Raw genomic sequence first — 26918 nt, 5'->3', positions numbered from 1 at the left:
CATGAAAAAGCAACTGAAACACACGATCAGCCAACAGGATCCCGTTCACGACAGTGCCATCAAACATGTGCAGGGAACAACAGTTTACATCGACGACATACCACTTCGCAGCGGTGAATTACATGGATATATTGTTACGTCACCGGTTGCAAAAGGTAAACTGAAAAGTGTAGACATTTCAGCAGCGAAAAATCTGCCTGGTGTCCGCTGCATAATGACAGCTAATGATATTCCTGGCGACAATCAAATGGGACCCGTTTTTCACGACGAGCCCTGTCTGGCTGAAAGCCAGGTTCAATGCATCGGACAGGCTATTGCGCTGATTGCAGCTGACTCGTTTGAAATTGCATATAAAGCAGCTTCACTTGTAAAGCTTGATATAGAGCCGGAAACACCAATACTCACTATTGAAGATGCCATTCAGCACAACTCCCGAATGCAACCTGAACGCCGCATTGAGCGCGGAGATCCGGATGGTGTAATACATAAAAGTGCGCATGTGTTGCATGGTCAGTTTCATTCAGGCGGGCAGGAACACTGGTATCTCGAGACACAAATCTGTCTGGCCGTTCCGGGCGAAAACGATGAAATGACCTGCTACAGCAGTACACAGCATCCGACCGAAACACAAGCCGTTGTCGCAGAAGTGCTGGGGATCGGACGAAATCAGGTAGTGGTTGAAACACGGCGTTTAGGCGGTGCTTTCGGTGGTAAAGAAACATCGGGCAATCACCTGGCTGCATGGACTTCGCTTTTGGCAGCCAGAACCAGAAAGCCGGTGCGCCTGCGTCTCACGCGCGATATGGACCAAAGTATTACCGGAAAACGTCACCGCTTTCAATCGGACTGGAAAATCGGTTTTGACAGCGAAGGACGCATTGAAGCTTATACCGTCATTTTTAATTCAGATGCCGGTTATGCCACCGACCTCACCATGGCTATTCTTGAAAGGGCCATGCTGCACGCCGAAAACGCTTACTACATTCCCAATATCCGGATTATTGGAAACACCTGGAAAACAAATCTTCCGAGCAACGTGGCTTTCCGCGGTTTCGGCCAGCCACAAGGCATGGCAGTTATCGAAAACGCCATCGATGTTATGGCTCGTTTTCTGAAAAAAGATCCCAATGTAATCCGGCAACTGAATTTTTATGGAATTCATGATCGAAACACAGCCCCTTATGGCGCGACTATTTCGGAAAACCGGCTCGGGCTGGTGTATGAAAAAATAATTCAGACTTCAGACTATTTTAATCGTAAAAAACAGGCCGATGAGTTCAATTCAAACAATCGCGATGTCAAGCGAGGAATTGCGCTTGTTCCGGTCAAATTTGGTATTTCGTTCACTACCGCATTTCTGAATCAGGCTGGAGCGCTGGTTCATATTTATGCAGATGGTACTGTTCAGGTCAATCATGGTGGAATCGAAATGGGTCAGGGACTTAATCTGAAAATGCTGCAGGTGTCTGCTGCTGAGCTTGGCGTAAGTTTCGAGAGAATAATCGTCACTCCAACCAATACTTCGAAAGTTCCGAATACCTCTGCCACAGCGGCTTCGTCGGGTTCCGACCTGAATGGCATGGCCATTAAAAATGCAATGGATCAGCTGAAAGCGCGCATAAAAACAGTGGCCCCGGAAATTCTTGAAGAAAAATATCCGGGTAAAAAAGTGGAATCTGAAAATGTGACTATTGAAAACGATACTGTTTTTGATAATACGCAAAGTGAAATTTCATGCGGCTTTGAAGAGTTTTGCAGTATGGCCTATCTTAAACAAACGCATCTGAGTTCAGCAGGGTATTATCGCACGCCCGACATCTGGTTCGATCGTGCGAAAGGCGTTGGAAAACCATTTCATTATTATACTTATGGCATGGCGGTAAGCGAAGTTGAAGTGAATCTGCTCACCGGCCGGGTAAAACTGCTGCGCGCCGATCTGGTCGAAGATGCCGGGAAAAGCATTAATCCAATGATCGACAAAGGTCAGGTGATTGGCGGATTCGTGCAGGGTCTTGGCTGGGTTACCACCGAAGATCTTAAATGGAATAAAGACGGTAAGTTGCTCAATGCATCACCGGATACTTATAAAATTCCAACCATAACCGATGTGCCGGTTGAAATAAATGTGGAGCTTCTTGAAAATGCATTCAACGAAAACACCATACTCGGGAGCAAAGCTGTTGGTGAACCACCACTTCCGCTGGCTGTTTCGGCCTGGCTCGCCATAAAATACGCCATTGCTTCAGTAAAAAATAATGAAACTGAGCCACTGCTAAGCATTCCGGCTACCAATGAAGAAGTTGTTCTGGCTGTGCAAAGGTTGAGAGCGGGGGCTGAATAGGTTAAGGTCGAGGTTAAGGTTGAGGTTGAGGTTGAGAGCCGACCTTGTCACGTTTTACGTGAAGGCATTAAAAAAAAGCTACGTAGTTCCTTTGAGGGGACTGCAGCGCAGTCCAATATTGGCAGCCATGAACCTTGTCGCTGCCATACTGAGACCCGCGTGCAGTAATCCTGACATTACGCGACAGGCACCTGCAAAACGCGTTTTGCAACCTAAATAAAAAATGACACAAAAGCTGCTGTCACGCTGAGCCCCGCCGCTGTCACATTGAGCGGAGTCGAAATGTCAACAGCGGGATAAACTCCGTCCCGGGGACGATTTGAGCGAAGCACCAATTAAGAAGGAAGGTAACGCGTCACCGTTAAAACAGCTTGCCACGTTTTACGTGGTTGCAAGCAAGAGATGCGCGCCCAAATTGAGAATGGCCATGTCACGGATGGCATATCCGCGCCATGGAGGTTTAACCGCATGCCCTATGCGCTTCTTGTTGTGCAAAAAAAATCCGGATCTTTTCAGAATCCGGATTTTTTGGAATTATCAAATAATTACTTTTTCAAAGTATTGATTTTGTCTGTAACAATTTTCATTTTTTCAGGCATGTTCAAACGAGCATAGAGCGATTTAAGGGCCTGGAGGGTTGGCATGTCATCCGGCATCAGCTCGCTGGCTTTTTCAAGATAAGGAACTGATTTATTCCAGTATTCCATATATTTCGTCTTAGCTTTTTCGTAAGCATCGAACTGATCAGCAGGAATCTTGTTAGCTAATTCAAACAATTCAACCCCTTTATTGAAGAACAATGCTCCAAGATTATAGTATGCATCGAAATAATCCGGTTTCAGCTCTATGGCTTTCAGATAGGATTTTTCGGCTTCAGCCAACATTGATTCTTTTTCGGCTTCAGCAACTGTGGTGTCGAGCGATAATCTGTCGTAGTTGCTGCCAATGGTAAAATGAAGAATCGGATTGTTTGGGTCTTTTTCAACAGCCACTTTCAGTAAATCCTGGGCTTTTGCCAAATCGCCTTTGCCCAGATAATAGTTGGTTTCGGTGATAATGAGACCAAGATCTGAAGGAAATCTTTTACGACCCATTGCAATGGTGTTCAACATTTTTGTTGTGTCGCCGGATTCTTTGTAAAGATTGCCAAGCATGGAATAAATGTCAGGTTTATTATATTCCATATTAATAAGCTCTTTCAGATATTTCATGGCAGTTTCTTTATCTCCCATTTGCAAAGCGCAGTTGGTAGCATAGAAAGTAGCCAGTGAATCTCTATCCCCAAAAGTGTTTTTAATCTGTTTGGTGCGTTCAAAATACTTTCGCGATTCGGCCCATTCCTTTTTGTTGTAATAATTGGCACCTACATTAAAATACTGGTCTCCCAGATAGTAAAGGCCCAACTTTGCAGTATTTGGATTGGCCGAAGTAGCAACGTAATCTTTATCCAAAACAATGGATCTTTGATAGGAGTTGTAAGCAGAATCGAGCGGATTGCTGCATAATGCCTTGAAACTTTCGTTGTCAGTCAGAGCAATATTCAAATAGATGTTTCCTCTGTAAAGCCAGGTTTTGGCACTCGACATGGTCTGAGGGTGTTTTGTTGCTGGCTCAATGGCCGCCAGAGCTTTATCAAGCTTATTTTCTTTTAACCAGTTGAATGCACTTACAACCTGATTATTCTGAGAGAAAACAACTCCGGACAAAACAAGAGCAACAACAAACAATGCTAACTTTTTCATGATATTGGTTTGTTTTAAAAGTTCACAAATTTACGATTTCGGTCGGTTTATCAAAGACTTTGCCGGGAATTTACTCCTTGACTTCGTCGGTGGGTTCTGCAGATTCGTTTTCGGTGGGATTCTGTTCGTTTTCTTCCACGTTTTCTTCCACTATTTCTTCAATTTCCACAAAATCGGATGCAATCTTGGCAACTGAAGCAATGCTGTCTTTGCCCGACAGATTGATCAGTTTGACACCCTGAGTAGCACGGCCCACTACGCGGAGATCACTTACCGACATGCGAATGGCAATACCGCTTACATTAATGATCATAAGTTCATCGCCGTCTTTTACCGACATGGCTGCTACAAGTTTACCGGTTTTTTCGGTAACATTGATGGTCTTAACCCCTTTACCGCCACGGTTGGTGACGCGATAATCCTCAATATCGGAGCGCTTACCAAAGCCTTTTTCAGAAACCACGAGAATCTGATCCAACTTGTCTTCGATGCAAACCATGCCAACAACCCGGTCATCGGCACCGGCGAGTGTTACGCCACGCACACCACTGGCATTACGTCCCATCGGACGAACTTTTTCTTCCGGAAAACGAATGGCCCTGCCTGAACGTAATGCAATCAGAACTTCGTTCTTTCCGTTGGTGAGACTGGCCTGGATAAGTGTATCGCCTTCGCGGATGCCAATAGCGTTGATACCATTCTGACGCGGGCGGCTGTATGCCTCGAGGCTGGTTTTCTTTATAACTCCATGCTCAGTACAGAGAATAATGAAATTGTTTTCAACATATTCCGTATTGGTAAGATCAGCAACATTGATAACGGTTTGAATTTTATCATCGTTTTCAATGGACAGAAGATTCTGAATCGGACGGCCTTTGCTTGCTCGGGCTCCTTCAGGTATTTCATAAACCCTGATCCAGAAAACTTTTCCTTTTTTGGTAAACACCAGCAGATAATCATGATTCGATGCGATGTACAGATTCTCAAGAATATCTTCTTCACGGACATTGCTTGCTTTAAACCCTTTTCCACCGCGGTTCTGAGTGCGGTATTCCGAAAGCAGCGTGCGCTTGATATAGCCCATGCGGCTAATTGTGATTACAACGCTGTCGTTGGCAATTGTATCTTCGATCCGGAAGTTTTTGCCCTGATAAACAATGTCAGTGCGGGGTTCATCGCCGAATTTTTCCTTTATCTCAAGCAATTCATCTTTAATAATCTGCATGCGCAATGATAGATCATCAAGTATTTTTTTGAAATACTCAATGCGCTGCATCAGCTCATCATACTCAGCTCTGAGTTTATCCCGCTCAAGTCCAATAAGAGACCGGAGACGCATGTCGACAATAGCCCTTGATTGAATATCGGACAGGGAAAAACGCTCCATCAAGCGTTCGCGCGCCTGATCAACAGATTTACTTGACCGGAGAATATCAACAACTTCGTCAATATTATCCAGCGCAATCAGTAATCCCTCAAGAATGTGAGCGCGTTTTTCAGCTTCGCGCAATTCAAATTGAGTTCTGCGGACAACTACTACATGACGATGGTCGACAAAATGACGAATCAGATCCTTTAGATTCAGCATCATCGGGCGTCCATGAACAAGCGCAATGTTGTTTACATTAAACGCACTTTGAAAAGGCGAATGCTGATAAAGTTGATTTATAATGACATTTGGAACAGCGTCGCGGCGCAGATCAAGTACAATCCGCATTCCGTCACGGTCCGATTCGTCGCGCAAATCAGTAACGCCATCAATAATTTTTTCATTAACGAGATCTGCAAATTTCTTAAGAAGTTCAGACTTATTAACCTGATAAGGAATTGACTTTATAATGATTTGAGTGTGCTTCTCATTGACTTCAACGTTAGCTTCACCGCGCATTACAACACGACCGCGACCAGTTTCATAAGCTTCTTTTACACCGTCGTAACCGTAAATAATACCACCGGTTGGGAAATCAGGTGCTTTGATGTATTTCATCAGGCCTTCGATGGTAATTTCGTTATCATCAATATAAGCCACAATACCGTCAACAACTTCCTTAAGGTTATGCGGAGCCATGTTGGTGGCCATACCTACAGCAATACCGCTGGCGCCATTGAGTAAGAGATTTGGGACTTTGGCCGGCAAAACTGTCGGCTCTTCGAGTGAATCGTCGAAATTGAGCTGCATGTCAACAGTTTCCTTGTCGATATCAGCCAGAATTTCTTCAGCAATTTTACGCAAACGAGCTTCGGTATATCGCATGGCAGCAGCGCTGTCACCGTCGATAGAGCCAAAGTTTCCCTGACCTTCAACCAGCGGATAGCGGAGCGACCATTCCTGTGCCATTCGAACCATCGCATCATAGACAGATGTGTCACCATGTGGGTGATATTTACCAAGCACTTCCCCGACAATACGGGCGGATTTCTTGGTTGGGCGATTTGAAAACACGCCAAGTTCGTGCATTCCGAACAATACGCGGCGGTGAACAGGTTTCATTCCGTCTCTGACATCAGGCAGCGCTCTGGATACAATAACCGACATTGAGTAGTCAATGTAGGCCGACTTCATCTGGTCTTCTATATTGACCTTGACAATTCTTTCTCCTGTGTTCTCAAATTCGCTCATGTAAATTTCTCTTTATCAACTATTTTGACAATATTGTCGATGCATTTTAATAGCACGCGAAATTACGAAAAATTACTGAACGAACGAAAATAGTTTTCCACAATTATTGATAAATACCTACATCCCTACTCAATTGTTTGATTAATAAATTGTTCTCTTGAATTGCATTTAATAACAGTCTGTTGTTTAAAAAAACCGATATATATCATTTTTCACATGAAAGAATAACAATATCTTTGGGCCTGTATTCGTAATTTTGTGATTAATACCGGAACTCAGATATGGAAGCTAAATTTTCACAACGTGTCATGGATGTATTGGGATTCAGCAAAGAGGAAGCCCTGCGTCTCAACAGTCCTTATGTAGGAGTTGAACACTTATTCCTTGGAATGCTGCGCGAAGGAGATGGCATGGCTATTCTTTTGCTGCGCAACGCAGGGGTAAACCTTGGTGAAATTCGAAAATCAATTGAAAAGGCTGCCAATCAGACCGATGGCCCCGCTATCATGCCGGAGGCTGATATTCCTTTGGTTAGGCAGGTTGAACAAATTCTGAAACTCACTTATCTGGTGGCCCGCGATCTGAAAAGCGAACTGATTGAAACAGAACATCTGTTGCTTGCCATTCTGAAGGAAAATAAAAATTATGTTTCTACCCTGCTCGGCCGCACTGGCGCTACTTACGAAATAATGCTGAGCGAACTCAGAAGCATCACCGGAAACGACACTAATTATTCAGAAAGAATCAAAGATGAGCTTCCGTCGGATGATGACGATGCTGATGAACGCAGCAGTTTCGGTAGCTCTTCGAAAAAAGCTGGTGCTGGTTCCGAATCGAAATCAAAAACCCCGGTGCTGGATAATTTTGGCCGCGATCTGACCAAAGCTGCCGAAGAAGGACGTCTGGATCCGATTGTAGGCCGCGACAAAGAACTCGAACGAATAGCCCAGATCCTGAGTCGTCGGAAGAAAAATAATCCGGTGCTGATTGGAGAACCCGGCGTTGGTAAATCTGCCATTGCTGAAGGTCTGGCACTACGCATCGCGGCAAGGAAAGTACCCCGCACACTTCACAATAAACGGGTTGTAATGCTCGATATCGCATCGCTCGTAGCTGGTACAAAATACCGAGGACAATTCGAAGAGCGCATGAAAGCTTTACTTAATGAGCTTGAAAAAAACCGCGATGTAATTCTTTTTATTGACGAAATTCATACTATTGTGGGTGCCGGCGGCGCCAGTGGTTCGCTGGATGCTTCAAATATGTTCAAACCAGCGCTCGCTCGCGGTGAAATTCAATGCATCGGTGCCACAACCCTGGATGAATACCGCAACTACATTGAAAAAGATGGCGCGCTGGAACGTCGCTTCCAGAAAATTCTGGTGGATGCAACAACGATTGACGAGACCAGAATTATTCTTCAGAACATCAAGGAACGCTACGAAGATCATCATCTGGTGCGCTACACCGACGAGGCCATCGATGCCTGTGTGCATCTGACTGAACGCTATATCAGCGACCGCGCATTGCCTGATAAATCAATAGACGCATTGGATGAGGCCGGATCACGCGTCCATCTGAAGCATCTCAATGTTCCTGAGGAAATTCTTGAACTGGAAAAACAGATAGATGAAGCCCGGAACAATAAGACGTCGGCCATAAAAATGCAGAAATACGAAGAGGCCGCCAAACATCGGGACCTTGAAAAAAATCTGCTGGAAAAACTTGAAAAAGCGCGCCTGCGCTGGGATGAAGAAGCAGACAAACACCGCGAAATCGTGACTGACGAGGATGTAGCTGAAGTTGTAGCCATGATGACGGGTGTCCCTGTTACCAGAGTGGCCCAAAATGAAAGTGACCGCCTGCTGAAAATAGAGACAGAGCTTGCCGGGAGAGTCATTGGTCAGGATGAAGCGATCAAGAAAATTGCAAAAAGCATCAGGCGTAACCGTGTCGGACTCAAGGATCCAAGCCGCCCCATCGGTAGTTTTATTTTTCTTGGTCCTACCGGTGTTGGTAAAACATATCTGGCCAAAGTTCTTTCGAAATATCTTTTTGATACTGACGATGCATTGATTCGCATTGACATGAGCGAATATATGGAAAAATTCGCTGTATCGCGCCTGATTGGAGCTCCTCCGGGATATGTTGGGTACGAAGAAGGCGGTCAGCTTACCGAAAAAGTGCGCCGCAAGCCATTCAGCGTGGTGTTGCTCGATGAAATTGAGAAAGCTCACCCCGATGTATTCCATTTGCTGTTGCAGGTTTTGGATGATGGCCAGCTCACCGACAGTCTTGGTCGTAAAGTCGATTTTAAAAATACGATCATTATCATGACCTCGAATATCGGGACGCGCCAGCTGAAAGATTTTGGGTCGGGTGTTGGATTTGCGACCAGCTCAAAAGAGTCAACCAAAGCAGGCTATGCCAAAAGTGTTCTTGAAAATGCGCTGAAAAAAGCATTTGCCCCTGAATTTCTAAACCGAATCGACGATGTTGTCATCTTCAATAATCTTGAACGAGGTGAAATTCACAAGATCATTGATATTGAGCTCGCAGGTGTATTCAAGCGTCTAAACGAAAAAGGCATTACGCTTAAGCTGACCGATGAAGCCCGTGATTTCATTGTGGAAAAAGGCTGGGATCCCAACTACGGAGCCCGTCCATTGAAACGAGCTATTCAGAAATTCATTGAAGATTCGCTGGCCGAAGAGCTCATCAGGCATAATTTTTCTGGTCCTACAGAGATAGTTATGGATTATTTCAACGAAAATGAAGAGTTGACAATCACTTCTACCATTTCGTCGAAAAGCCCGGAAAATGAAACAGAAAACAAGAATCTGACAGAATAAGAACAAATCTGGCAGCGCAATAATTCAGCAACTGTTTCAAAATGACTGTTGTTTGAAAAAAACGATTAATTTTGCACCCCGAACATTGAAATAAAGATTATGGCCAAGCAAACAACACCTTCAGGTGACGAGAGACTCGAAAACATCGGATCATCCCTTTCAAAGGCAGAGCAATTCATCGAAAAGAACAAGAATATCATCACTTATGTGATTGCAGGTATTGCACTTGTTGTTCTTGGAATCTGGGGATACAACAATTTCATCCACGGCCCGAAAGTGACCAAAGCTGAAAATGAAATGTACATGGCTCAGATGTATTATGAAATGGACTCACTCACTCTCGCCCTGAACGGCGATGAAAATCATCCTGGATTTCTTGAGATTATAGATAATTTCGGTGGTACTCCATCCGGAAATCTTGCACACTATTATGTTGGTATGATTTATCTCAAACAGGGATTGTTTGAAGATGCCATTGAAGAACTTGAGAAATTCGATGGTGACGATGATATCATCGGGCCAATGGCAACCGGCTGTATTGGCGATGCCTATATGGAACTTGGCAATCAGGAAGAAGCACTCGAATACTATCTGGAAGCTTCTGAACAATCAGAAAATTCATTCACTTCGCCCATGTACCTGATGCGTGCAGCCTGGGTTTATGAAGGAATGGGCGATTGGGGCAAAGCCATTGAACTTTACGAGAAAATTAAAACCGAGTATAAAAAATCTTTCGAAGGCAGCGAGATAAATAAATACATTGCCCGCGCTACGGCAATGAAGAATTCTGCTCAATAACATGGCGGTTAAAAAGAAGAATCTGTCCGATGTCAGCACTACTTTGCCATCGGCAAAAAAAATGCGGTTTGCTATTGTCGTTTCAGACTGGAACAATGATGTAACCGATGCTCTGCTCGGCGGCGCCAATGGATTGCTGCTGCAATGCGGAGCAGAAGAAGCAAACATTCAGACAATACATGTACCGGGCAGTTTCGAATTGTGTGTGGCTGCCGAATGGATGGCCCGTAAAAACAGCTTCGACGCTATCATTTGCCTTGGATGTGTGATTCAGGGTGAGACAAGGCACTTTGACTTTATCAGTCAGGCAGTAGCTACCGGAATAGCACAGATTGGAATCAATCACGCCATGCCGGTCATATTCGGTGTTCTGACAACAAACAACATGGAGCAGGCACTGGCCCGGGCAGGAGGCAAGCATGGGAATAAAGGTATAGAAGCTGCTGCAACAGCCATATTGATGGTTTCGCAAAAAAAACTCCTTCGATAAAACATTTCCTTTTATGATGAAAATCGTTTACATGGGGACACCCGATTTCGCGGTCGGTCCGCTTGAAGCTATTTTTAAAGCAGGGCACGAAATAGCGGCTATAGTAACGGCACCGGATAAACCCGCAGGGCGTGGCCGGAAGCTTTCTTCATCGGAAGTGAAAAAGTTTGCAGAGATGCATGATTTACCGCTGCTTCAACCTGTCAATCTGAAAGAATCGGCGTTCCTTAGTATATTAAATGGTATAAAACCCGATGTGATTGTTGTTATTGCATTTCGCATGCTGCCGGAGTCGGTCTGGCGCATTCCGTCGAAAGGCACCATTAATCTGCATGCCTCATTGCTGCCTCAATACCGCGGAGCAGCTCCCATTAATTGGGCAATTATCAACGGAGAGACTCAGACTGGCCTATCGACCTTTTTTATCAACGAATCGATTGATACAGGCGATATAATCATGCAGGAAACTACAGAAATATCAGAAACTGACAATTTTGGAACACTGCATGACCGGCTGAAAGAGATGGGAAAAGCCGTTATTTTAAACACACTGGACATCATCGAATCTGGCTCAATAAAAGCGATTTCACAGGGCACTCTCCCCTATGAAAATAAACCGGCTCCGAAATTAAACAAAGAGAATACGCGAATCGACTGGAGTCAGAATTCAAAAGACATATTTAATAAAATACGAGGCCTGTCGCCTTTTCCCGGTGCCTGGACGATACTGGTTGACAAGGATGGAAATGAGCAACTTCTGAAGGTGTCGGACAGCTGTCCGGATACGACTGAAAGTGGCTCTCAGTCAACCGGAGCAATAATTACTGATGGCAAAACATATATCCATGTTGTTTGCGGACTGGGAAAGCTGCAAGTGAATAAACTCCAACTATCCGGACGTAGTAGTATGTCAACTGCCGAGTTTTTAAGAGGTTACGCTGGTCTTTTGGATGGTGCTTTTTTGAAATAATAGAATAAAGCGCCTGTTTGTCTATAAAAACACTTGAATTTATCGAGGAGTTATTAACCAAATTGCAATTTTATCAACAAAAATGCGGTTTTTGGAGAAAAAGTCTTGACAAATCGTTTTTACGACTTATATTTGCACAGTTCAAAACTACATTATTAACCAAAACCCAAGAAAAATGAACAAAGCAGAATTAATTGACGCAATTGCAGCTGCAAGCAAAATGACAAAAGCTGATTCAAAAAAAGCTCTCGATGCTTTCATGACAGTTACTGGAAAAGCTCTGAAAAAAGGCGACAGAATTTCACTCGTAGGATTCGGTTCATTCTCAGTTGCTAAGAGAAGCGCTCGTGAAGGCGTTAACCCACGCACTGGAAAGAAAATCAAAATCGCTGCTAAGAAAGTCGTTAAATTCAAAGCAGGTGCAGCTTTAGCTACCAGCGTTAAGTAATTAACTCGCTAGACTGATGAAAAGGCCGTTCCTTCTGGATCGGTCTTTTTTTTATTTCATAATCCATTCGATTTAATAGACTATGGTGTTTTAATCAAATGCAAGTGTAACCTGAGGGGAGAAAATACCCTGAATCAAATAAAAATGCGTTTTAAGCCATATTGAATAAATGTAACTCAAGCCGAAAAATATTTCTTGTGTCAAAATATTTTTTCAGGCAATAACAAAATATACATATCCGAAAATCATTCAGATTTCAGCGACACCAGCGGTCTGTAGTAAATTTAATACTCTCTTTTAAAATTTCAACAAATCTCTGGAAATCCGCATCTGAAGCGACATTTGCAATGTTTAGCCATTTTTTAAAACCCGAAAATATCTAATAAATATAGTACTCCCCTATACGATAAACGGAGTAACGAATTACAAACATTGGAAAACATCGAAGCTGCTAATAGAGGTATTATAGACATATACAGTTTTCTACATTTGTGTGTCCATCACATTTCTCAAACATTTAACATTGCCTATGTGAATAATAGTGCTATATTTGCACTGTTAATCATTTAAAACCCAATTAAAATGAACAAAGCAGAATTAGTTGATGCTATTGCAGCAGAAGCAAAATTGACGAAAGTTGATTCAAAGAAAGCCATCGAAGCTTTTTTGAAAGTTGTTAAAGGCTCTCTGAAAAAGAAAAACAACGTTGTACTCGTTGGTTTCGGAACATTCAAAGTGAAGAAAATGGCTGCCCGCAACGGTAAAAACCCACGCACCGGTAAAACCATTAAAATCGCTGCTAAGAATGTTGTTCGCTTCAAAGCTGGTACAGATCTCGCCAAGAAAGTGAAATAAGTCACTCATAGCATCAGAAAAAGGTCGTCTGCAAAACAGGCGACCTTTTTTTATTACTTTTGCACATGTCCAATCAACGCCTGCTTCTCGTTGCCATCATTACCAGCAGTGTGCTGAGTCCCTTTCTTTCTGCAGCTATGAATGTCGCTCTGCCACAGCTCAGCCGCGATCTCGGTATGAACGCTGCTGAACTTAGTTGGGTCAATATGTCTTTTTTGCTGGCTTCAGCCGCTTTCTGCATCCCGCTCGGAAAAATGGCAGACCGCATCGGACGACGCAAAGTGTTTTTAGCTGGCAATTATATTGTGTTGCTGACATCTGCAGCCTGCATCTTTGCTCATGAAACTTACTTTTTCCTCTCGATGCGGTTTATACAAGGCATTGGTTCATCCATGCTTTTCGTAACCGGTACAGCCATTATTACATCCGCTTTTCCGAAGGAAAGTCGTGGGAAATTTCTGGGGTATAATGTTACCGCTGTTTACATCGGTCTTTCTGCAGCCCCGGTCCTGGGCGGATTTCTTATTGAATTTCTGAACTGGCAATCCTTGTTTTATGTCAGCATTATCAACTCTGCACTTGTCGTTGGATTGCTGTTGTTTTATTCGGGCGAAGACTGGAAAACAGGTCGCAATACGCCCTTCGACTGGATCGGCTCCATAATTTATATCGTTTTCATGAGCTTACTGATGTATGGTTTTGCAAATATCATACATCCCGAAGCACAGATTATGACAGCTGTCGGCGCTATCGGTATCCTCGCATTTATTATCTATGAATATCGCCTGCTTCATCCGGTTTTCGATGTAAAGTTTTTCGCTTCGAGCAGGCGTTACGCCTTCAGCAATCTGGCAGCCCTGATAAATTATGCAGCCACTTTTGCTGTTGGATTTCTGTTGAGTTTGTATTTTCAATATACCCGCGGCCTTAGTCCTGCTGCTACAGGAGCCATTCTTATGATTCAACCGGTTGTGATGGCCATTTCCGCAACCATCAGCGGGCGCATGAGCGACACCTATGATTCCCGCATTCTTGCATCATTGGGCATGTTGCTGTCAGCCATCGGCGTTGGAATGCTTGTGTTTGCAACTGCTGAAACACCGCATGAATTCTTCTATGCAGCATTGGCGATACTCGGACTTGGTTTTGGATTTTTCTCAACGCCAAACACACATTCGGTCATGAACTCAGTCGAACCACCGCAATTCGGGACGGCTTCGGCAACGCTAAGCACCATGCGAATTTCGGGACAAATGATCAGTATGGGAATGGCTGCATTATTCATCAGCTGGATTATTGGTGCTCATAGAGTGAGCCCTGCAAACGCGCTCCTGCTGGTCGATGTGATGCAATACGTGTTTGGAATTTTCTTTTTTCTGTTGCTGCTTGGAACCTGGTTTTCCTGGGCACGCGGCAAGCATACGGCATAAGGCATGCCTAAACGTTGCCTTTATGAACTTTCTACTTTATGGACTTCCCACTTCAAAGGTGCTTCGCGTCTTCTTGTCCCTGGGGCATTCAGCCCAAGGCTATTTATATTTAGCGCCGTTGGCGCATCGGATGGTACTGCGTAGCTTTCTTTGACGCCTCTGGCTCTTGACCATACCTTGACCTTGGCAGCCCGTCAACATTGTAACGACTGTAACGTGTAACGATTGTAACGCGAATTACGAAAGTCGATTCTTATACTCCTCATACCCAACCGACCGCAGCAAAGTGAATTTTTCTTCACGATCAATCTTTCCGATATGCGGATGGCGAACGCCGTTGAATAAAGTTGTCTTGACCATTGTATAATGAATCATATCTTCAAACTCAATCCTGTCGCCGGGTTTCAGCTCATAGGGGAAACTGTAGTCACCATAGAAATCACCGGCAAGGCAGGTGGAGCCCCCCATTCGATATTTAAAAGGAAATTCATCTGACTCCCCTGCCCCTGAAATGATAGGTTTGTAGGGCATTTCGAGCGTATCGGGCATGTGGGCGCTGAAAGAAACATCTAGTATGGCTGTTTTTATTCCGCCGCTCTCAACTACGTCGAGCACGGTTGCAAGCAAAAATCCGGTGCGCCAGCCAACGGCTTCGCCGGGCTCGAGAATGATTTGCAGATTCGGATAGCGCGATTTAAAATCTTTCAGCAACGCTATCAGGTGCTCCGGCTGATAATCGGCGCGTGTGATGTGATGTCCACCGCCCATATTAAGCCACTGCGCCTGTTTCAGAAGATGTCCGAATTTTTCTTCAACAACTTTCAGAACCCGCTCCAGTACATAGGAATCCTGTTCACACATTACATGAAAATGCAATCCTGAAATTCCTTCGGGCAACTCTGCAGGCAGCTGCTCAAGCGGAATTCCAAGGCGTGAGCCCGGTACCGCCGGATTGTAAATATCGGTTTCAATTTCCGAATAACCAGGGTTGATGCGCAGTCCCGCATGAATTTCGGGATGTTGCAGCATTTTGCTTTTGTATTTTTTCCACTGGTTGAGTGAATTGAAAGTAATGGTCTGGCTCAGTTGCAGCAATTGTTCAAAATCATTTTCCTCGTATGCCGGAGCGTAGGTGTGCGATTTAACGCCCATCTCCTCGAAAATTAATCTAGCTTCATTCACCGAACTGGCGCATGCGCCGCTGAGATATTGCTTCATCAACGGGAAATAATGCCAGAACGACATTCCTTTAAGCGCAACCAGAATATCGATACCCGCTTCATTTCTGACTTTCTGCATCAATTGCAGGTTTGCGAGGAGTTTGGACTCTTCGAGGACGAAGCAAGGACTTGGAATGTTTGAATGCATCTGAATAATTATTAATTTGAAAAATAAAACGCTGTTGTCATCCTAAGCGGAGTCGAAGGACTCAACAGCGTTTTATCAATAATTGTCGCTCTTCGACTCCGCTCAGAGTGACAATTATTTCTCTACCGGCAACGGCTTATCAATCTCTTCCTGCCATGGAAGACCATATTTATTCAAGTCAGCCATGAACGGATCCGGATCAAATTCTTCAACATTAAACACTCCTGCACCAGTCCATTTTCCTTCTAAAAACATTTTTGCACCAATCATAGCCGGGACTCCGGTTGTGTAGCTAACACCCTGCGCTCCGGTTTCCTTGTATGCCTGTTCGTGGCTGCAATTGTTCCAAACGTAATAGGTTCGTTCTTTTCCGTCTTTAATTCCTCGAATCTGACATCCGATGCTGGTTTCGCCTTTATAGTTCACGCCAAGACTTCCCGGATCGGGCAGCAATGCTTTAAGAAATTGCAACGGAACAATATCAATTCCCTGATATTTGATGGGTTTGATTGAAGTCAGACCAACTTCCTGCAACACCTCAAGCGCAGTGATGTAGCGCTGACCAAAGGTCATCCAGAAACGGGCACGTTTGAAATGGGGATAATTTTTCACCAGCGATTCCAGTTCTTCGTGATGCATCACATACGATTCGCGCGGTCCGATATTCGGGTATTCGATCGGCTTGTGAATTTCGAGCGGTTTGGTTTCGATCCAATTTCCATTCTCCCAATACTGGCCATCCTGCGTGATTTCGCGAATGTTGATTTCAGGATTGAAATTCGTTGCAAAATATTTTCCATGATCACCGGCATTGCAATCGACGATGTCGAGATAATGCATTTCATCGAAGTAATGTTTCTTCGCATATGCAGTGTAAATGCTTGTTACACCCGGATCGAATCCGCAACCGAGAATGGCAGTTAAGCCGGCTGCTTTAAAGCGATCCTGATAAGCCCACTGCCAGCTGTATTCGAATTTCGCTTCGTCGATGGGTTCGTAATTGGCAGTGTCGAGATAGTTCACACCGGCATTCAGACAAGCGTCCATGATGTGCAAATCCTGATATGGGAGTGCAACATTAATCACGAGTTGCGGCTTATATTCTTTGAGCAATTTTGTAAGTTCTTCCACATTATCAGCATCAACAGCTGCAGTCTGGATGCGGTTTCCGCCAATTTTAGCAGCGATGGCATCGCATTTCGATTTCGTACGGCTGGCCAGCATGATTTCGCTGAATACTTCAGGCAACTGTGCGCATTTGTTTGCCACTACGGTTCCGACGCCACCTGCGCCGATAATAAGTACTTTTCCCATGATGATAAATTGTTTTGTACAAAAATAGAGGAATTTCCCGAATTTCGGGTACCAAATAGAAGTATTTCCAAACTGAATAAAAAAACCATCGTGGGATTCAAAAAGAATGCTTTTTAAATATTATGTTTAATATATTTGCACTTTGTTTATTGTAGAATGCATAAAATATCATATTCAATCTGGGTTTTGGCAATGCTGATTGCATTGGGTCCAAATGAGATCAGAGGCCAACAGCGAAACAGCTTCGGGAGCGATATAAGGCAGCTTTCGGTGATGCTGGAATTGCATCATGTTGCACCACGGAAAACTGACGATAGTCTTTCGGCAAATGTTTTTGATGAGTTGATTGAAATGTGCGACCCGATGGGACTTGTTTTTTTAAAAGAAGAGTATGATTCATTAAAACGTTATCGCAACAGGCTCGATGATGAAATGAAAAATGGATCCTCTGGCTTTTTTGATAGTTTCACTACAATATATCAAAACGGAGTAATCAGATCTGAGCGTTTTCTGGACCGGTCAGCCGGGATGTCGCTGAATTTGTGGATGAAAGATACTATTTTCTTTAATGACGGGAAAATTCCGGAATTTGCTTCAGATTCAACAAGATTGCAGAAAAAGTGGACCCGTTATCTCAAATATGCAGTGCTGAACCAGCTTTTCGCAAAGGATTCGGCTACTGATGCTGTATTCAGCATGAATGAATCGGAACTTGATGCCATCAGCGAAAAAGAACTCACACGAATTGTTCTGAGGGAACATCGCTCACTGAGGCACTTCATCGATCAACCCATGGGCTATGCGGAGTTTATGAAAGTCGTTCTTTTTAATATCATTACAACGTGCTTTGATCCGCATACAAGTTATTTCAACTTGGAACTAAACAAATGGTTTCAAGCCGAAGTTTCCGCTTCCGGATATACGTTCGGAATTGAACTTGAAACAAATCTGAGCGGAGACATCAAAGTTGGAAAGCTGTTACCTGGTGGACCAGCCTGGCGTTCAGGAATGATTAACAAAGGCGATGTATTGCTCAGCGGACGCTGGCAGGATGCTGAAAAAAATGATTTCACCATGATGTCGCTTGATGAAATTGAGTTTTATTTTGAAAAATGCATCGATAAATCATTTGTATTTGAAATTGAAAAAGCGGACGGGCAGGTAGTAGAAGTAACGCTTCATAAAGAAAAAATGCGTCAGACCGGAGATATTGTCCGCAGCTACGTAATCAGAGATGAGCACACATTCGGCTATATCATTCTTCCGGCATTCTACAACGACATCGAAGAAAACAAGCCTGGCTGTGCCAATGATGTCGCCCGGGAAATTCTGAAACTAAAAAAAGAGAATATTGAAGGGGTCATTCTTGATTTACGCTTTAATGGGGGTGGATCGATTCAGGAAGCACTTGATCTGGCAGGTATTTTTATCGATGCTGGTCCTATATGCATGTTTAATGACAGATCGGCAAAGCCGATAGTATTAAAAGACATGAATCGTGGAATTGCATGGGATGGCCCATTGATGTTGCTTGTGAATTCCGGCAGCGCCTCTGCTTCTGAAATAATTGCAGCGGCAATGCAGGATTACAACCGCGCGCTCATTGTTGGTCAGACAACATACGGAAAATCAACCGGACAAATAGTATTACCATGCGATACAACGTTACTTCCCGATTTGTCAAATCTGGATCTTATTAAGAAAGCAAGCGGATTTGTAAAAATAACCAGCTTGAAGCTTTATCGCATCGACGGCAGCAGTCACCAGAAAACGGGGGTCGTGCCAGATCTGGCCCTTCCTGATTTTTTTCATACTCAAATCGAGACAGAGAGCAGTTCTCCATATTCTCTTAACAATGGGCTCCTTCCTAAAAAAGCCTATTATACTCCTCTTCCAATTATCCCGGTCGATTCGCTGAATAAGCTTCTTTCCGCGAGGATGATTGAAAGTGAGTTTTACAAACGTCTTACAAATCTTTCAGACACAGTATTATCTTTCAGTGATCCGGAATTCATGCTTTTTGATATGAATTCATTCAAAACCCACTGGCAAAAAATTATTCGTAATAGTGATGAGCTAAAAAAAATGACTGAAAATTTCAGTTGTACTTTTGACGTGCTTAATCATGGCTATGATATAGAGCTATCCATATCCGACGAGTATTTCAGATTGCTCAATGATGCAGCAATAAAGAAGATACAACGGGATTATGAGATTCAGGAAGCTGTTAATATCATGAACGACTTTATTGGAATTATCAAACCTGCAAAATAAATCGCTATGAAGAAAATTTTACTTATTTCAGTTTTAATGGTCCTTGGCTGCATTCCAGCCATGTCACAGGGTTTTAATAATGCCGGAGAATACATGCAGTTTATCAACAACGAGCATACCCGGATAAAAAAAGATCTGTGGAACTACATGGCTGCATTGGCCCATGGAAAAGGAGCACGCAAAGTGGAGTCGAAACGACAGGAACTTATTTCGACGACGGAAGCGGCGGAGAAGAAAGTTAAGAATATGAGAGACTGGGACGATAATACCGAATACCGTGACTCGGTGAGTTCGTATCTCGATATCTGCACGACCGTACTAAAAGAAGATTTTGCAAAAATCGTCGACATGGAAGAAATCGCCGAAAAATCGTACGATGCAATGGAAGCTTACCTCATGGTAAAAGAAGCCGCAAACAACAAATTGGACGAAGCAGCCGAAATGGTCGCTGCTGCACAGCAAAAATTCGCCACTGAATTCGGAATCACACTGATTGATGAACAATCAAAACTTGATCAGAAACTTGAAAAATCAGGTCCTGTTTTCGATTACTACAATGTTGTTTATCTGATTTTCTTCAAGGCCTATATTCAGGAATTCAACATGATGCAAGCCATTAATACTGGGGATATCAATGCTGCTGAACAAAATAAAAGTGCTATGATTCAATTCTCCAAAGAAGGACTTACGGTGCTTGATAGCACTAAATCATTCAAAAGTGATCTTACACTTATAAGTGCTTCTAAAAAATATCTGACATTCTGTCAAAAAGAAGGAGAAGAAAAAATTCCAGTAATCCTCGATTTCTATCTGAAAAAAGATAATTTCGAAAAACAGAATGTTTCTTTCGAATCGATTCCTAAAAACAAACGAACACAAACGGATGTTGATAATTACAACAAAGCAGTTTCAGACTATAATGCATCCATTGCCGAATACAACAAAGTCAACGAAGAACTCAATGTCAACCGGGCAAAAAATCTGGAGGTTTGGAATTCTGCAGCAGAATCGTTTCTCGATCGGCACATTCCGCAGAAAAGATAAATTTTCGCTTTAAATATACTTAGGCTTTTGTATATAAATGCCGGGTCTTTTTATCATTTCTTCCCGTGCCGAAAAAGGAAATCTTTTTCTTCTTTCGTCAGTGATTCATATCCGCCTTTGGATATTTTGTCAAGTATCGCATCCAGTCTTTTGTTTTCTGCAGCTTTGCGATTGCGGTAATCATCATCTGTTTCAGGGCGGAAATTGCTGTTCACTTTCTTTTTCATTCGCGGCTTGCGTTTGAATAGAGATGAAATACTAAAGCTGATTTTTTTGCGCAGCATCAATCCGTAAAAAACGCCAAACAGCGCTCCGCCGAGATGAGCAATATGACCACCCGGATTCGCAGCGGTGATGCTCAATACATCGATAAGCACAAAAACCAGCGCCAGATATTTCAACTGAATCTGACCAAACAGGAAAAGCCGCAACGACATATTCGGTGAATAGGCAGCTATGGTGAACAAAACGGCCATGACTGCAGCGCTGGCACCAATGGCATAGCTTATCGGCAAAATGTTTTCGAAAGCAGGGAAAAAGTTATAGGCGGCCACAAACGCCAGCGATCCGGCAAAGCCGCCAGCGATGTACGAAATCCACAATTTACTTTGATTCAGCACCGATAAGAAAATGACTCCACTGAAATAAAGCATCATCATATTCAGCAGGAAATGCCAGAATGATGCATGCAGAAACATGGTTGTAAAAGCAGTCCAGGGGCGGGCTACAAGTTGAATTAGGTCGGCCGGAAGCGCCAGGTAATAAACCAATGCTGGAAGGCCGCCCGGAAAAACATCTTTGATGTTGAATAAAAAATCATTCAGCCCATTGAGTAATACAAGTAAATAAACACAGGTATTAATGAGAATCAAACGCGAAACAGCTTGTTTCGAAAACATAAAACTAAAAAAGCGGTTGAGAAAGCCACCCTGCTGCTGATACTGGTTAAACATAACTACCTTTTGAATTTGTGTTTATTGCGCCAGTACATGATCAGCAGAAAGCCAAACAACATTCCACCTAAGTGTGCAAAGTGAGCAACGCCGCTCTGTGCGCCGGAAATGCCAAAAAAGAATTCCAGAGCTCCGTAAATAATCACAAAGAACTTAGCTTTTATCGGAAATAGAAAATAAATATAAATCTTCTGGTTCGGAAACATCATACCGAAAGCAAGCAAAATTCCGAAAACAGCACCCGATGCGCCGACCATAGGTATTGACATTCTCCACTCCATCATAATCCGCAACTGCTCCAGACTCTGACCGATGAATAATGTGTTGTCAGGCGACATACTCCATTGTTTCAATAGTCCGTTGGCCATATCAACGTTTTCACGTGTGGCAAAATGATCCTGCACAATGCCTTTGAAATCCGAAATGTTCGGATTGGCAGCATATATTTCGAGTACTTCTTTCAGCTGATTGAATTCAAACCAGTTGATTCCAAGCTGCACCAGCGCCGCGCCAATTCCGGTAATGAAATAGAAAGTCAGAAAACGTTTGGGACCCCAGAAATTTTCGATCAGATAGCCAAACATCCACAGTGCAAACATGTTGAAGAAAAGATGCATGGGGTTGGCATGCATGAACATATACGTGATGAACTGCCATGGTCTGAACGATTCAGATTCAACCCAGCTCAGGCCCAAAATCTGGTTGAGATCTATGCCCTTGGACTGCAGGATCCAGGTGGCTGCAAAAAACAAAACATTTAATATCAGCAGATTTTTCACTGCAGGCGGCATCATCGAAAATCCGCCCGGGCGGTAGTAATCATTCATTTATTCAATTGCTTTAATGCAGCCATTTTGCAAGGTCAACGGCAGGGATAATGGTGAAAATCTTTTTTCCTTCCGGAGATATTTCAGGATTTGATGAAGCAAAGAGTTTTGAGATCATTAGCTTCATCATATCGCTGCTCAAAAACTGGCCGGGGCGCACTGACAACTTTCTTGCCATTGACAAAATGACAGCTTCTTTGCGATCTGCCCGCAGAGCACCCGCCGATTTATAATCTTCGAGTACGCCCTCCAGCAGCTGTGTTACTGAGATTCCTTTAAGTTCAATATCATCAGGCACAGCGCTGACACTAAACATGTCGCGCCCAAGCTGAGAAATGACAAATCCGCAGTCATTAAGCTCATCGCTGATTTCCGCCATCAGTTCGCTGTCGGCGGTGCTGAGCGAAATAGTTTCGGGAAACATGAGCAGGCGTGCATTTTTTGAATCATGTCTGTTTGTATTCAGCAACTGATCAAAAACGATTCGCAAACTGGCCTGATACTGATCGACCAGCAGCATCCCGGATTTTACATTGCTTAAAACATATCTGCGTCCGGCCTGTATATAGTTTTCACCATTGATAGCCTCATTTTCCGGCACATATTCTCCTGGTAAGGCTGTCGTTGTTTCCGGATCCGGCGAAGGAATTGTATCATTCTCCCAGTGCAGGCGCGAACGTTCGGCACTCGTGTAATCAATGGGCTGTACAGAGTTTCTGAATGGATTGAAATCGGGATTTACTCTTATCTGCGGAATTTTCACTGCATGATCAGGACCCATCGCGAAATTAATACCCTGCTCTACTTCGAAATCGATGGAAGGCATGGCATTGCCAGTCCCCAGCGAACGACGGATTGTGCTCGTGATAAGAGTCGCAACCATGCGTTCATCGCGGAATTTAATTTCCGTTTTGGTCGGATGAATATTGATGTCTATTTCAGCCGGATCGACTTCGATGAAAATAAAATAGCCTGGAAATGCATCGGCTTGAATCAAACCCTGGTAGGCGTTTTTAATGGCCGCATTGATATAATTGCTGCGGATGAAGCGGTTGTTGACAAATAAAAATTGCTCTCCCCGCGTCTTTTTGCTGAATTCCGGACGAATCACCACTCCACTCACGCGTACATATTGCGTATCCTGCGAAACCGGCATCAGCCGCTGCTGATATTGTTTTCCGAAAAGAGAAACTATCCGTTGCTGCAAATTGGCAGGCTCATGAGTCGATAACACACGGCTGCCTTCAAAAATCCTGAAACGGATATTGTGATTGGGAATTGCTACGCGATGGAACTCGTCCCAGATATGGTGCATTTCAGCGTTGTCGCTTTTCAAAAATTGTCTGCGGGCAGGGATATTGAAAAAGAGATCTTTTACCTGAATATTGGTGCCTTGTGGCGTTGCGCAGATTTCCTGCGAAATGAATTTGGATCCTTCGATAATAATGCTGAGTCCGGCATCAGAATCTGCATCACGCGTTTTCATTTCAACTCTGGCAACGGAAGCAATGGATGCCAATGCCTCGCCACGAAATCCGAATGAGCGGATGGCAAACAAATCTTCGGCGCGACTTATTTTGGAAGTTGCATGACGCTCAAAGGCCATTCGGGCATCTGCAACGCTCATCCCGCGGCCATTGTCAATTACCTGAATCAGTGATTTTCCGGAATCATTCACTACCAGATCGATCGAAGTAGCACCAGAATCCACTGCGTTTTCCAGTAATTCCTTCACAACAGAAGCAGGTCGCTGAACTACTTCGCCAGCCGCAATCTGATTGGCAACCGATTCGGGTAAGAGCTTGATGAAATCCGACATAGAAAATTAAAAGAAAATGAAATACAAAAGTAGCAGAATAATTGCTGCAGAGATCAGAATACTTTGATTGCGCTTACGTTTCTGACGCTCAGTATCTTTGCGATAGCGTCTATAAGCTTCATGGGTGAGTTTCCCGGTTCCGTCTGAAATGAAAAGCTTTTTGTTTTCTTCTTCCGGATTGAAGTATTGCGGTTTATAGGAAAACTGCCTTGGTTTGGGCGTATATACAAAACGTAGTTTCATGATTAATATGAATTGTCCCCACAAAGATACGAAAAATTGAAGTGTTTTTTTCTGTCAATCAGTCAATGGTTGATTCTGATCAGATAAGTTTTCTCAAATTACTTAACACTTCTTTGTTAACAATAAGTGCCAAATGACTTTGACCTGATAATAATTTTCTGTAATTTTGTTAGAATCAAAATACCATGCCCATCATGAAATACATCATCTTTGTATTAATTTTTGCCGGATTAATCCAAGTGTCGCAAGCTCAATTCAATAGTAGTTTCAAAAAACTATATGAACAGGCCGATGGCTACATTTATCAGGAAAATTATCTGGATGCGCTCCCTTGTTTTCAAAAGCTTGACAGCATGGCTCCCAACAACGCGAATATTCAGTTTTACCTCGGCTTATGTTATCTCAAGTCATTTAAACAAAAAGATAAAGCATCAAAATTTCTTGAATTGGCCTCTCAGAATATTTCCACTGATTACTACGGAAATTTCAATGAAAAATCGGCTCCGGTATTCACTTATTATTATCTCGGCAAAGCATATTTCTACGAAGAAAAATTTGAACTCGCTCTTGAAAATTTTGACAAGTTCCGGTATTATCTGACTCCTGAAGATGCAGAGCTTATCAAGGATGTAAATCGTCAGATCGCAATCACATACAATGCACGCAATCTGATTGCAAATCCGATTCAGGTGCGGACCGAAAACCTGGGACCAGTCATTAATTCAGCATATCCCGACTACGCACCCGTGATGTCACCCGATCAGACCTTTTTTATTTTCACATCAAGACGTGAAGGATCGACTGGTGGGAAGAAGGACCAGAAAGGTAAATATTTCGAAGATCTCTACATGTCAAGCTGTGATAAGGAAAAATGCTCTTTCAGTGATATGAAGTCTTTGCCTGGTAGTGTAAACACCAGCGGCCACGAAGCCAGTATCAGTATGTCGTGGGATGGATCGACCCTGTTTATTTACCGCGATGATAAAGGCGACGGAAATATTTACATGAGTAAGATTGAAGACGGGATGTGGTCTGCTGCTGAAAAACTGGGCGGTGAAATTAACACCAAGTATTACGAAAACCATGCATGCTTAAGCCCAGACGGAGAGACGCTCTATTTCGTTTCAGATCGCCCGGGCGGCCACGGTGGAAAAGACATCTGGATGTCAAAAAGAATTGGTCATAATAAATGGGGCAACGCTGTAAATCTTGGCCCAAGAATAAATTCTGAATATAATGAAGATTCACCCATGATTCTTTCCGATGGGAAGACGCTTTATTTCAGCTCCGAAGGCCATGAATGCATGGGAGGATATGATATTTTCTACAGTATTTTTGAAAACGGTGACTGGAATTTTCCGCGAAATATCGGTTATCCGCTTAACACCGTTAATGATGATGTTTTCTTTATTCCTACACTCGATGGGAAACAGGCCTATTACGCTTCTGAATTTGGCGATTGTTACGGAGATCTTGACATTTACAGGGTTTTCGTTATCAGCGAAGCTGAACAGATTGCCATTTTAAGTGGATTCATAAAGGACACTGTAATGAACGAACCTATTGCTTCAAGAGTGATAATTTACGATGCAGTGACCGATGAAATATATTCACAGACGGAATCTGACAAAGAAACAGGCAGTTTCAGTGCGTCTCTGAAAAGTGGTCATAAATACAAAGTTGTTGTTACCACAGCAAGCGGTTTGCAAATGCAGGATTTTCTGGATGTACCATATTCTGGCAGCGACGAACTGGCATTCTACAAGCCCTATTATTTTGGGAATGCGGTTTTTGTTGAGCCTGATACAATTTTGGAACGAATCAATGTTGGACAGCGCATGGGAGACCGTTTTGTATTGCGAAATGTGTACTTCGATTTCGACAAATCGACATTGCGACCTGAATCGAAAAATGAACTCGACCGCCTTGTAAGTCTTTTATTTGCATTGCCCGATCTGAAAATTGAGTTATCAGGCCATACCGATAATTATGGTTCCCGCTCCTATAACAAAAATCTTTCGGAAAACCGCTCTATGGCCGTTGTTCAGTATCTGGTCGCCGCAGGTATTGATTCAAAGCGACTCACTTATATGGGCTATGGTTTCGATCAACCAATTGCTACAAACGAGACCGATGCCGGACGTCAATTGAATCGCCGTACGGAATTTCGTATTGCAGGCTCTGTAAGCGATGGAATCACCCTTGGGCATTATCTGACAGAAGCAAATTTGAATGTTACTAATAATGTTGAATCCTACAGATATTCCGATGTCCTGATTGACTACAATCCTCGTTGGTATGTAATCGGCGGAAGTTTCCTGTTCCTGAAAAATGCTGAGAAATTCCGCGATGAACTCCGAAACAGCGGCTATCCATCAGCGGAAATTGTTGGACAAAATTCAACCGGATCCTACCGCGTTTCTTACAAAAGCTTTGACAGCAAAGACGCAGCCCTCAAAGCGCTGGATGGCCTCAAAACAGAGAGTTGCAACGAAGGCCTGTGGATTCTGCAGAAATAACGACCGAACAC

General features: G+C 43.4%; 19 protein-coding genes. 11 read left to right on the top strand and 8 right to left on the bottom strand.

Annotated elements, in window-relative coordinates; translation table 11 throughout:
* Nucleotide 1 precedes the first annotated feature (1 nt).
* Nucleotides 2-2341 (top strand): xanthine dehydrogenase molybdopterin binding subunit, encoded by a 2340-nt coding sequence (locus tag A2W93_11150; GenBank protein ID OFY54833.1) that lies wholly within the window; start codon nt 2-4, stop codon nt 2339-2341.
* Nucleotides 2342-2886: 545 nt separating this feature from the next.
* On the opposite strand, the gene A2W93_11145 is transcribed toward A2W93_11150, so the two are convergent.
* Entirely contained in the window at nt 2887-4083 is a 1197-nt protein-coding gene (locus A2W93_11145; GenBank protein OFY54832.1) for a hypothetical protein, read from the bottom strand.
* A 70-nt stretch (nt 4084-4153) separates the two neighbouring features.
* On the bottom strand, nt 4154-6703 hold the full coding sequence (locus A2W93_11140; protein ID OFY54831.1) for a DNA gyrase subunit A: 2550 nt from the start codon (nt 6701-6703) through the stop codon (nt 4154-4156).
* A 281-nt stretch (nt 6704-6984) separates the two neighbouring features.
* On the opposite strand from A2W93_11140, the gene A2W93_11135 reads away from it, so the two are divergent.
* The 7 genes from A2W93_11135 (at nt 6985) to A2W93_11105 (ending at nt 14546) form a co-directional block, all read left to right on the top strand.
* On the top strand, nt 6985-9555 hold the full coding sequence (locus tag A2W93_11135; protein OFY54830.1) for a Clp protease ClpC: 2571 nt from the start codon (nt 6985-6987) through the stop codon (nt 9553-9555).
* Nucleotides 9556-9654: 99 nt separating this feature from the next.
* The gene (locus A2W93_11130) at nt 9655-10353 is read left to right on the top strand and encodes a hypothetical protein (protein OFY54829.1); all 699 of its coding nucleotides are present in this window, start codon (nt 9655-9657) and stop codon (nt 10351-10353) included.
* A gap of 1 nt (nt 10354) precedes the next feature.
* Nucleotides 10355-10843, top strand: coding sequence for a 6,7-dimethyl-8-ribityllumazine synthase (locus A2W93_11125; protein OFY54828.1), 489 nt, complete (start codon nt 10355-10357; stop codon nt 10841-10843).
* 13 nt (nt 10844-10856) lie between these two features.
* Nucleotides 10857-11813, top strand: a complete 957-nt coding sequence (locus tag A2W93_11120; GenBank protein OFY54827.1) for a methionyl-tRNA formyltransferase — start codon at nt 10857-10859, stop codon at nt 11811-11813.
* 175 nt (nt 11814-11988) lie between these two features.
* A complete protein-coding gene (locus A2W93_11115) occupies nt 11989-12261 on the top strand; it encodes a DNA-binding protein (GenBank protein OFY54826.1) in 273 nt (90 codons plus the stop codon).
* 582 nt (nt 12262-12843) lie between these two features.
* The gene (locus A2W93_11110) at nt 12844-13116 is read left to right on the top strand and encodes a DNA-binding protein (GenBank protein ID OFY54825.1); all 273 of its coding nucleotides are present in this window, start codon (nt 12844-12846) and stop codon (nt 13114-13116) included.
* 65 nt (nt 13117-13181) lie between these two features.
* Nucleotides 13182-14546, top strand: coding sequence for a hypothetical protein (locus A2W93_11105; GenBank protein OFY54824.1), 1365 nt, complete (start codon nt 13182-13184; stop codon nt 14544-14546).
* 237 nt (nt 14547-14783) lie between these two features.
* Here A2W93_11105 and A2W93_11100 read toward each other — a convergent pair whose 3' ends face one another.
* Both A2W93_11100 and A2W93_11095 read right to left on the bottom strand, forming a co-directional pair.
* Nucleotides 14784-15914, bottom strand: coding sequence for a carboxynorspermidine decarboxylase (locus tag A2W93_11100; GenBank protein OFY54823.1), 1131 nt, complete (start codon nt 15912-15914; stop codon nt 14784-14786).
* Nucleotides 15915-16028: 114 nt separating this feature from the next.
* Nucleotides 16029-17228: a saccharopine dehydrogenase gene (locus tag A2W93_11095; protein ID OFY54822.1), complete on the bottom strand. Its 1200-nt coding sequence runs from the start codon at nt 17226-17228 to the stop codon at nt 16029-16031.
* A gap of 156 nt (nt 17229-17384) precedes the next feature.
* Here A2W93_11095 and A2W93_11090 point away from each other — a divergent pair, with 156 nt between their 5' ends.
* Nucleotides 17385-19502, top strand: coding sequence for a hypothetical protein (locus tag A2W93_11090; protein OFY54821.1), 2118 nt, complete (start codon nt 17385-17387; stop codon nt 19500-19502).
* 6 nt (nt 19503-19508) lie between these two features.
* Nucleotides 19509-20546 carry a hypothetical protein gene (locus A2W93_11085; protein ID OFY54820.1) on the top strand — a complete coding sequence of 346 codons (1038 nt, stop codon included), beginning with the start codon at nt 19509-19511 and terminating at the stop codon, nt 20544-20546.
* 53 nt (nt 20547-20599) lie between these two features.
* Here the strand turns inward: A2W93_11085 and A2W93_11080 are convergent, their stop codons facing one another.
* Genes A2W93_11080 through A2W93_11065 form a run of 4 tightly spaced genes read right to left on the bottom strand, consistent with a single transcriptional unit; the run spans nt 20600 to nt 24388 of the window.
* A complete protein-coding gene (locus tag A2W93_11080; protein OFY54819.1) occupies nt 20600-21445 on the bottom strand; it encodes a hypothetical protein in 846 nt (281 codons plus the stop codon).
* A gap of 56 nt (nt 21446-21501) precedes the next feature.
* The gene (locus A2W93_11075; protein ID OFY54948.1) at nt 21502-22293 is read right to left on the bottom strand and encodes a hypothetical protein; all 792 of its coding nucleotides are present in this window, start codon (nt 22291-22293) and stop codon (nt 21502-21504) included.
* A 46-nt stretch (nt 22294-22339) separates the two neighbouring features.
* The gene (locus A2W93_11070) at nt 22340-24145 is read right to left on the bottom strand and encodes a hypothetical protein (GenBank protein OFY54818.1); all 1806 of its coding nucleotides are present in this window, start codon (nt 24143-24145) and stop codon (nt 22340-22342) included.
* A 6-nt stretch (nt 24146-24151) separates the two neighbouring features.
* On the bottom strand, nt 24152-24388 hold the full coding sequence (locus A2W93_11065; GenBank protein ID OFY54817.1) for a hypothetical protein: 237 nt from the start codon (nt 24386-24388) through the stop codon (nt 24152-24154).
* Nucleotides 24389-24573: 185 nt separating this feature from the next.
* Between A2W93_11065 and A2W93_11060 the strand changes: the two genes are divergently transcribed.
* Nucleotides 24574-26907: a hypothetical protein gene (locus tag A2W93_11060; GenBank protein OFY54816.1), complete on the top strand. Its 2334-nt coding sequence runs from the start codon at nt 24574-24576 to the stop codon at nt 26905-26907.
* Nucleotides 26908-26918: the final 11 nt, after the last annotated feature.

Source organism: Bacteroidetes bacterium GWF2_43_63 (assembly GCA_001769275.1).
GTDB lineage: Bacteria > Bacteroidota > Bacteroidia > Bacteroidales > DTU049 > GWF2-43-63.
This window is presented reverse-complemented; position numbering and strand designations above follow the sequence as displayed.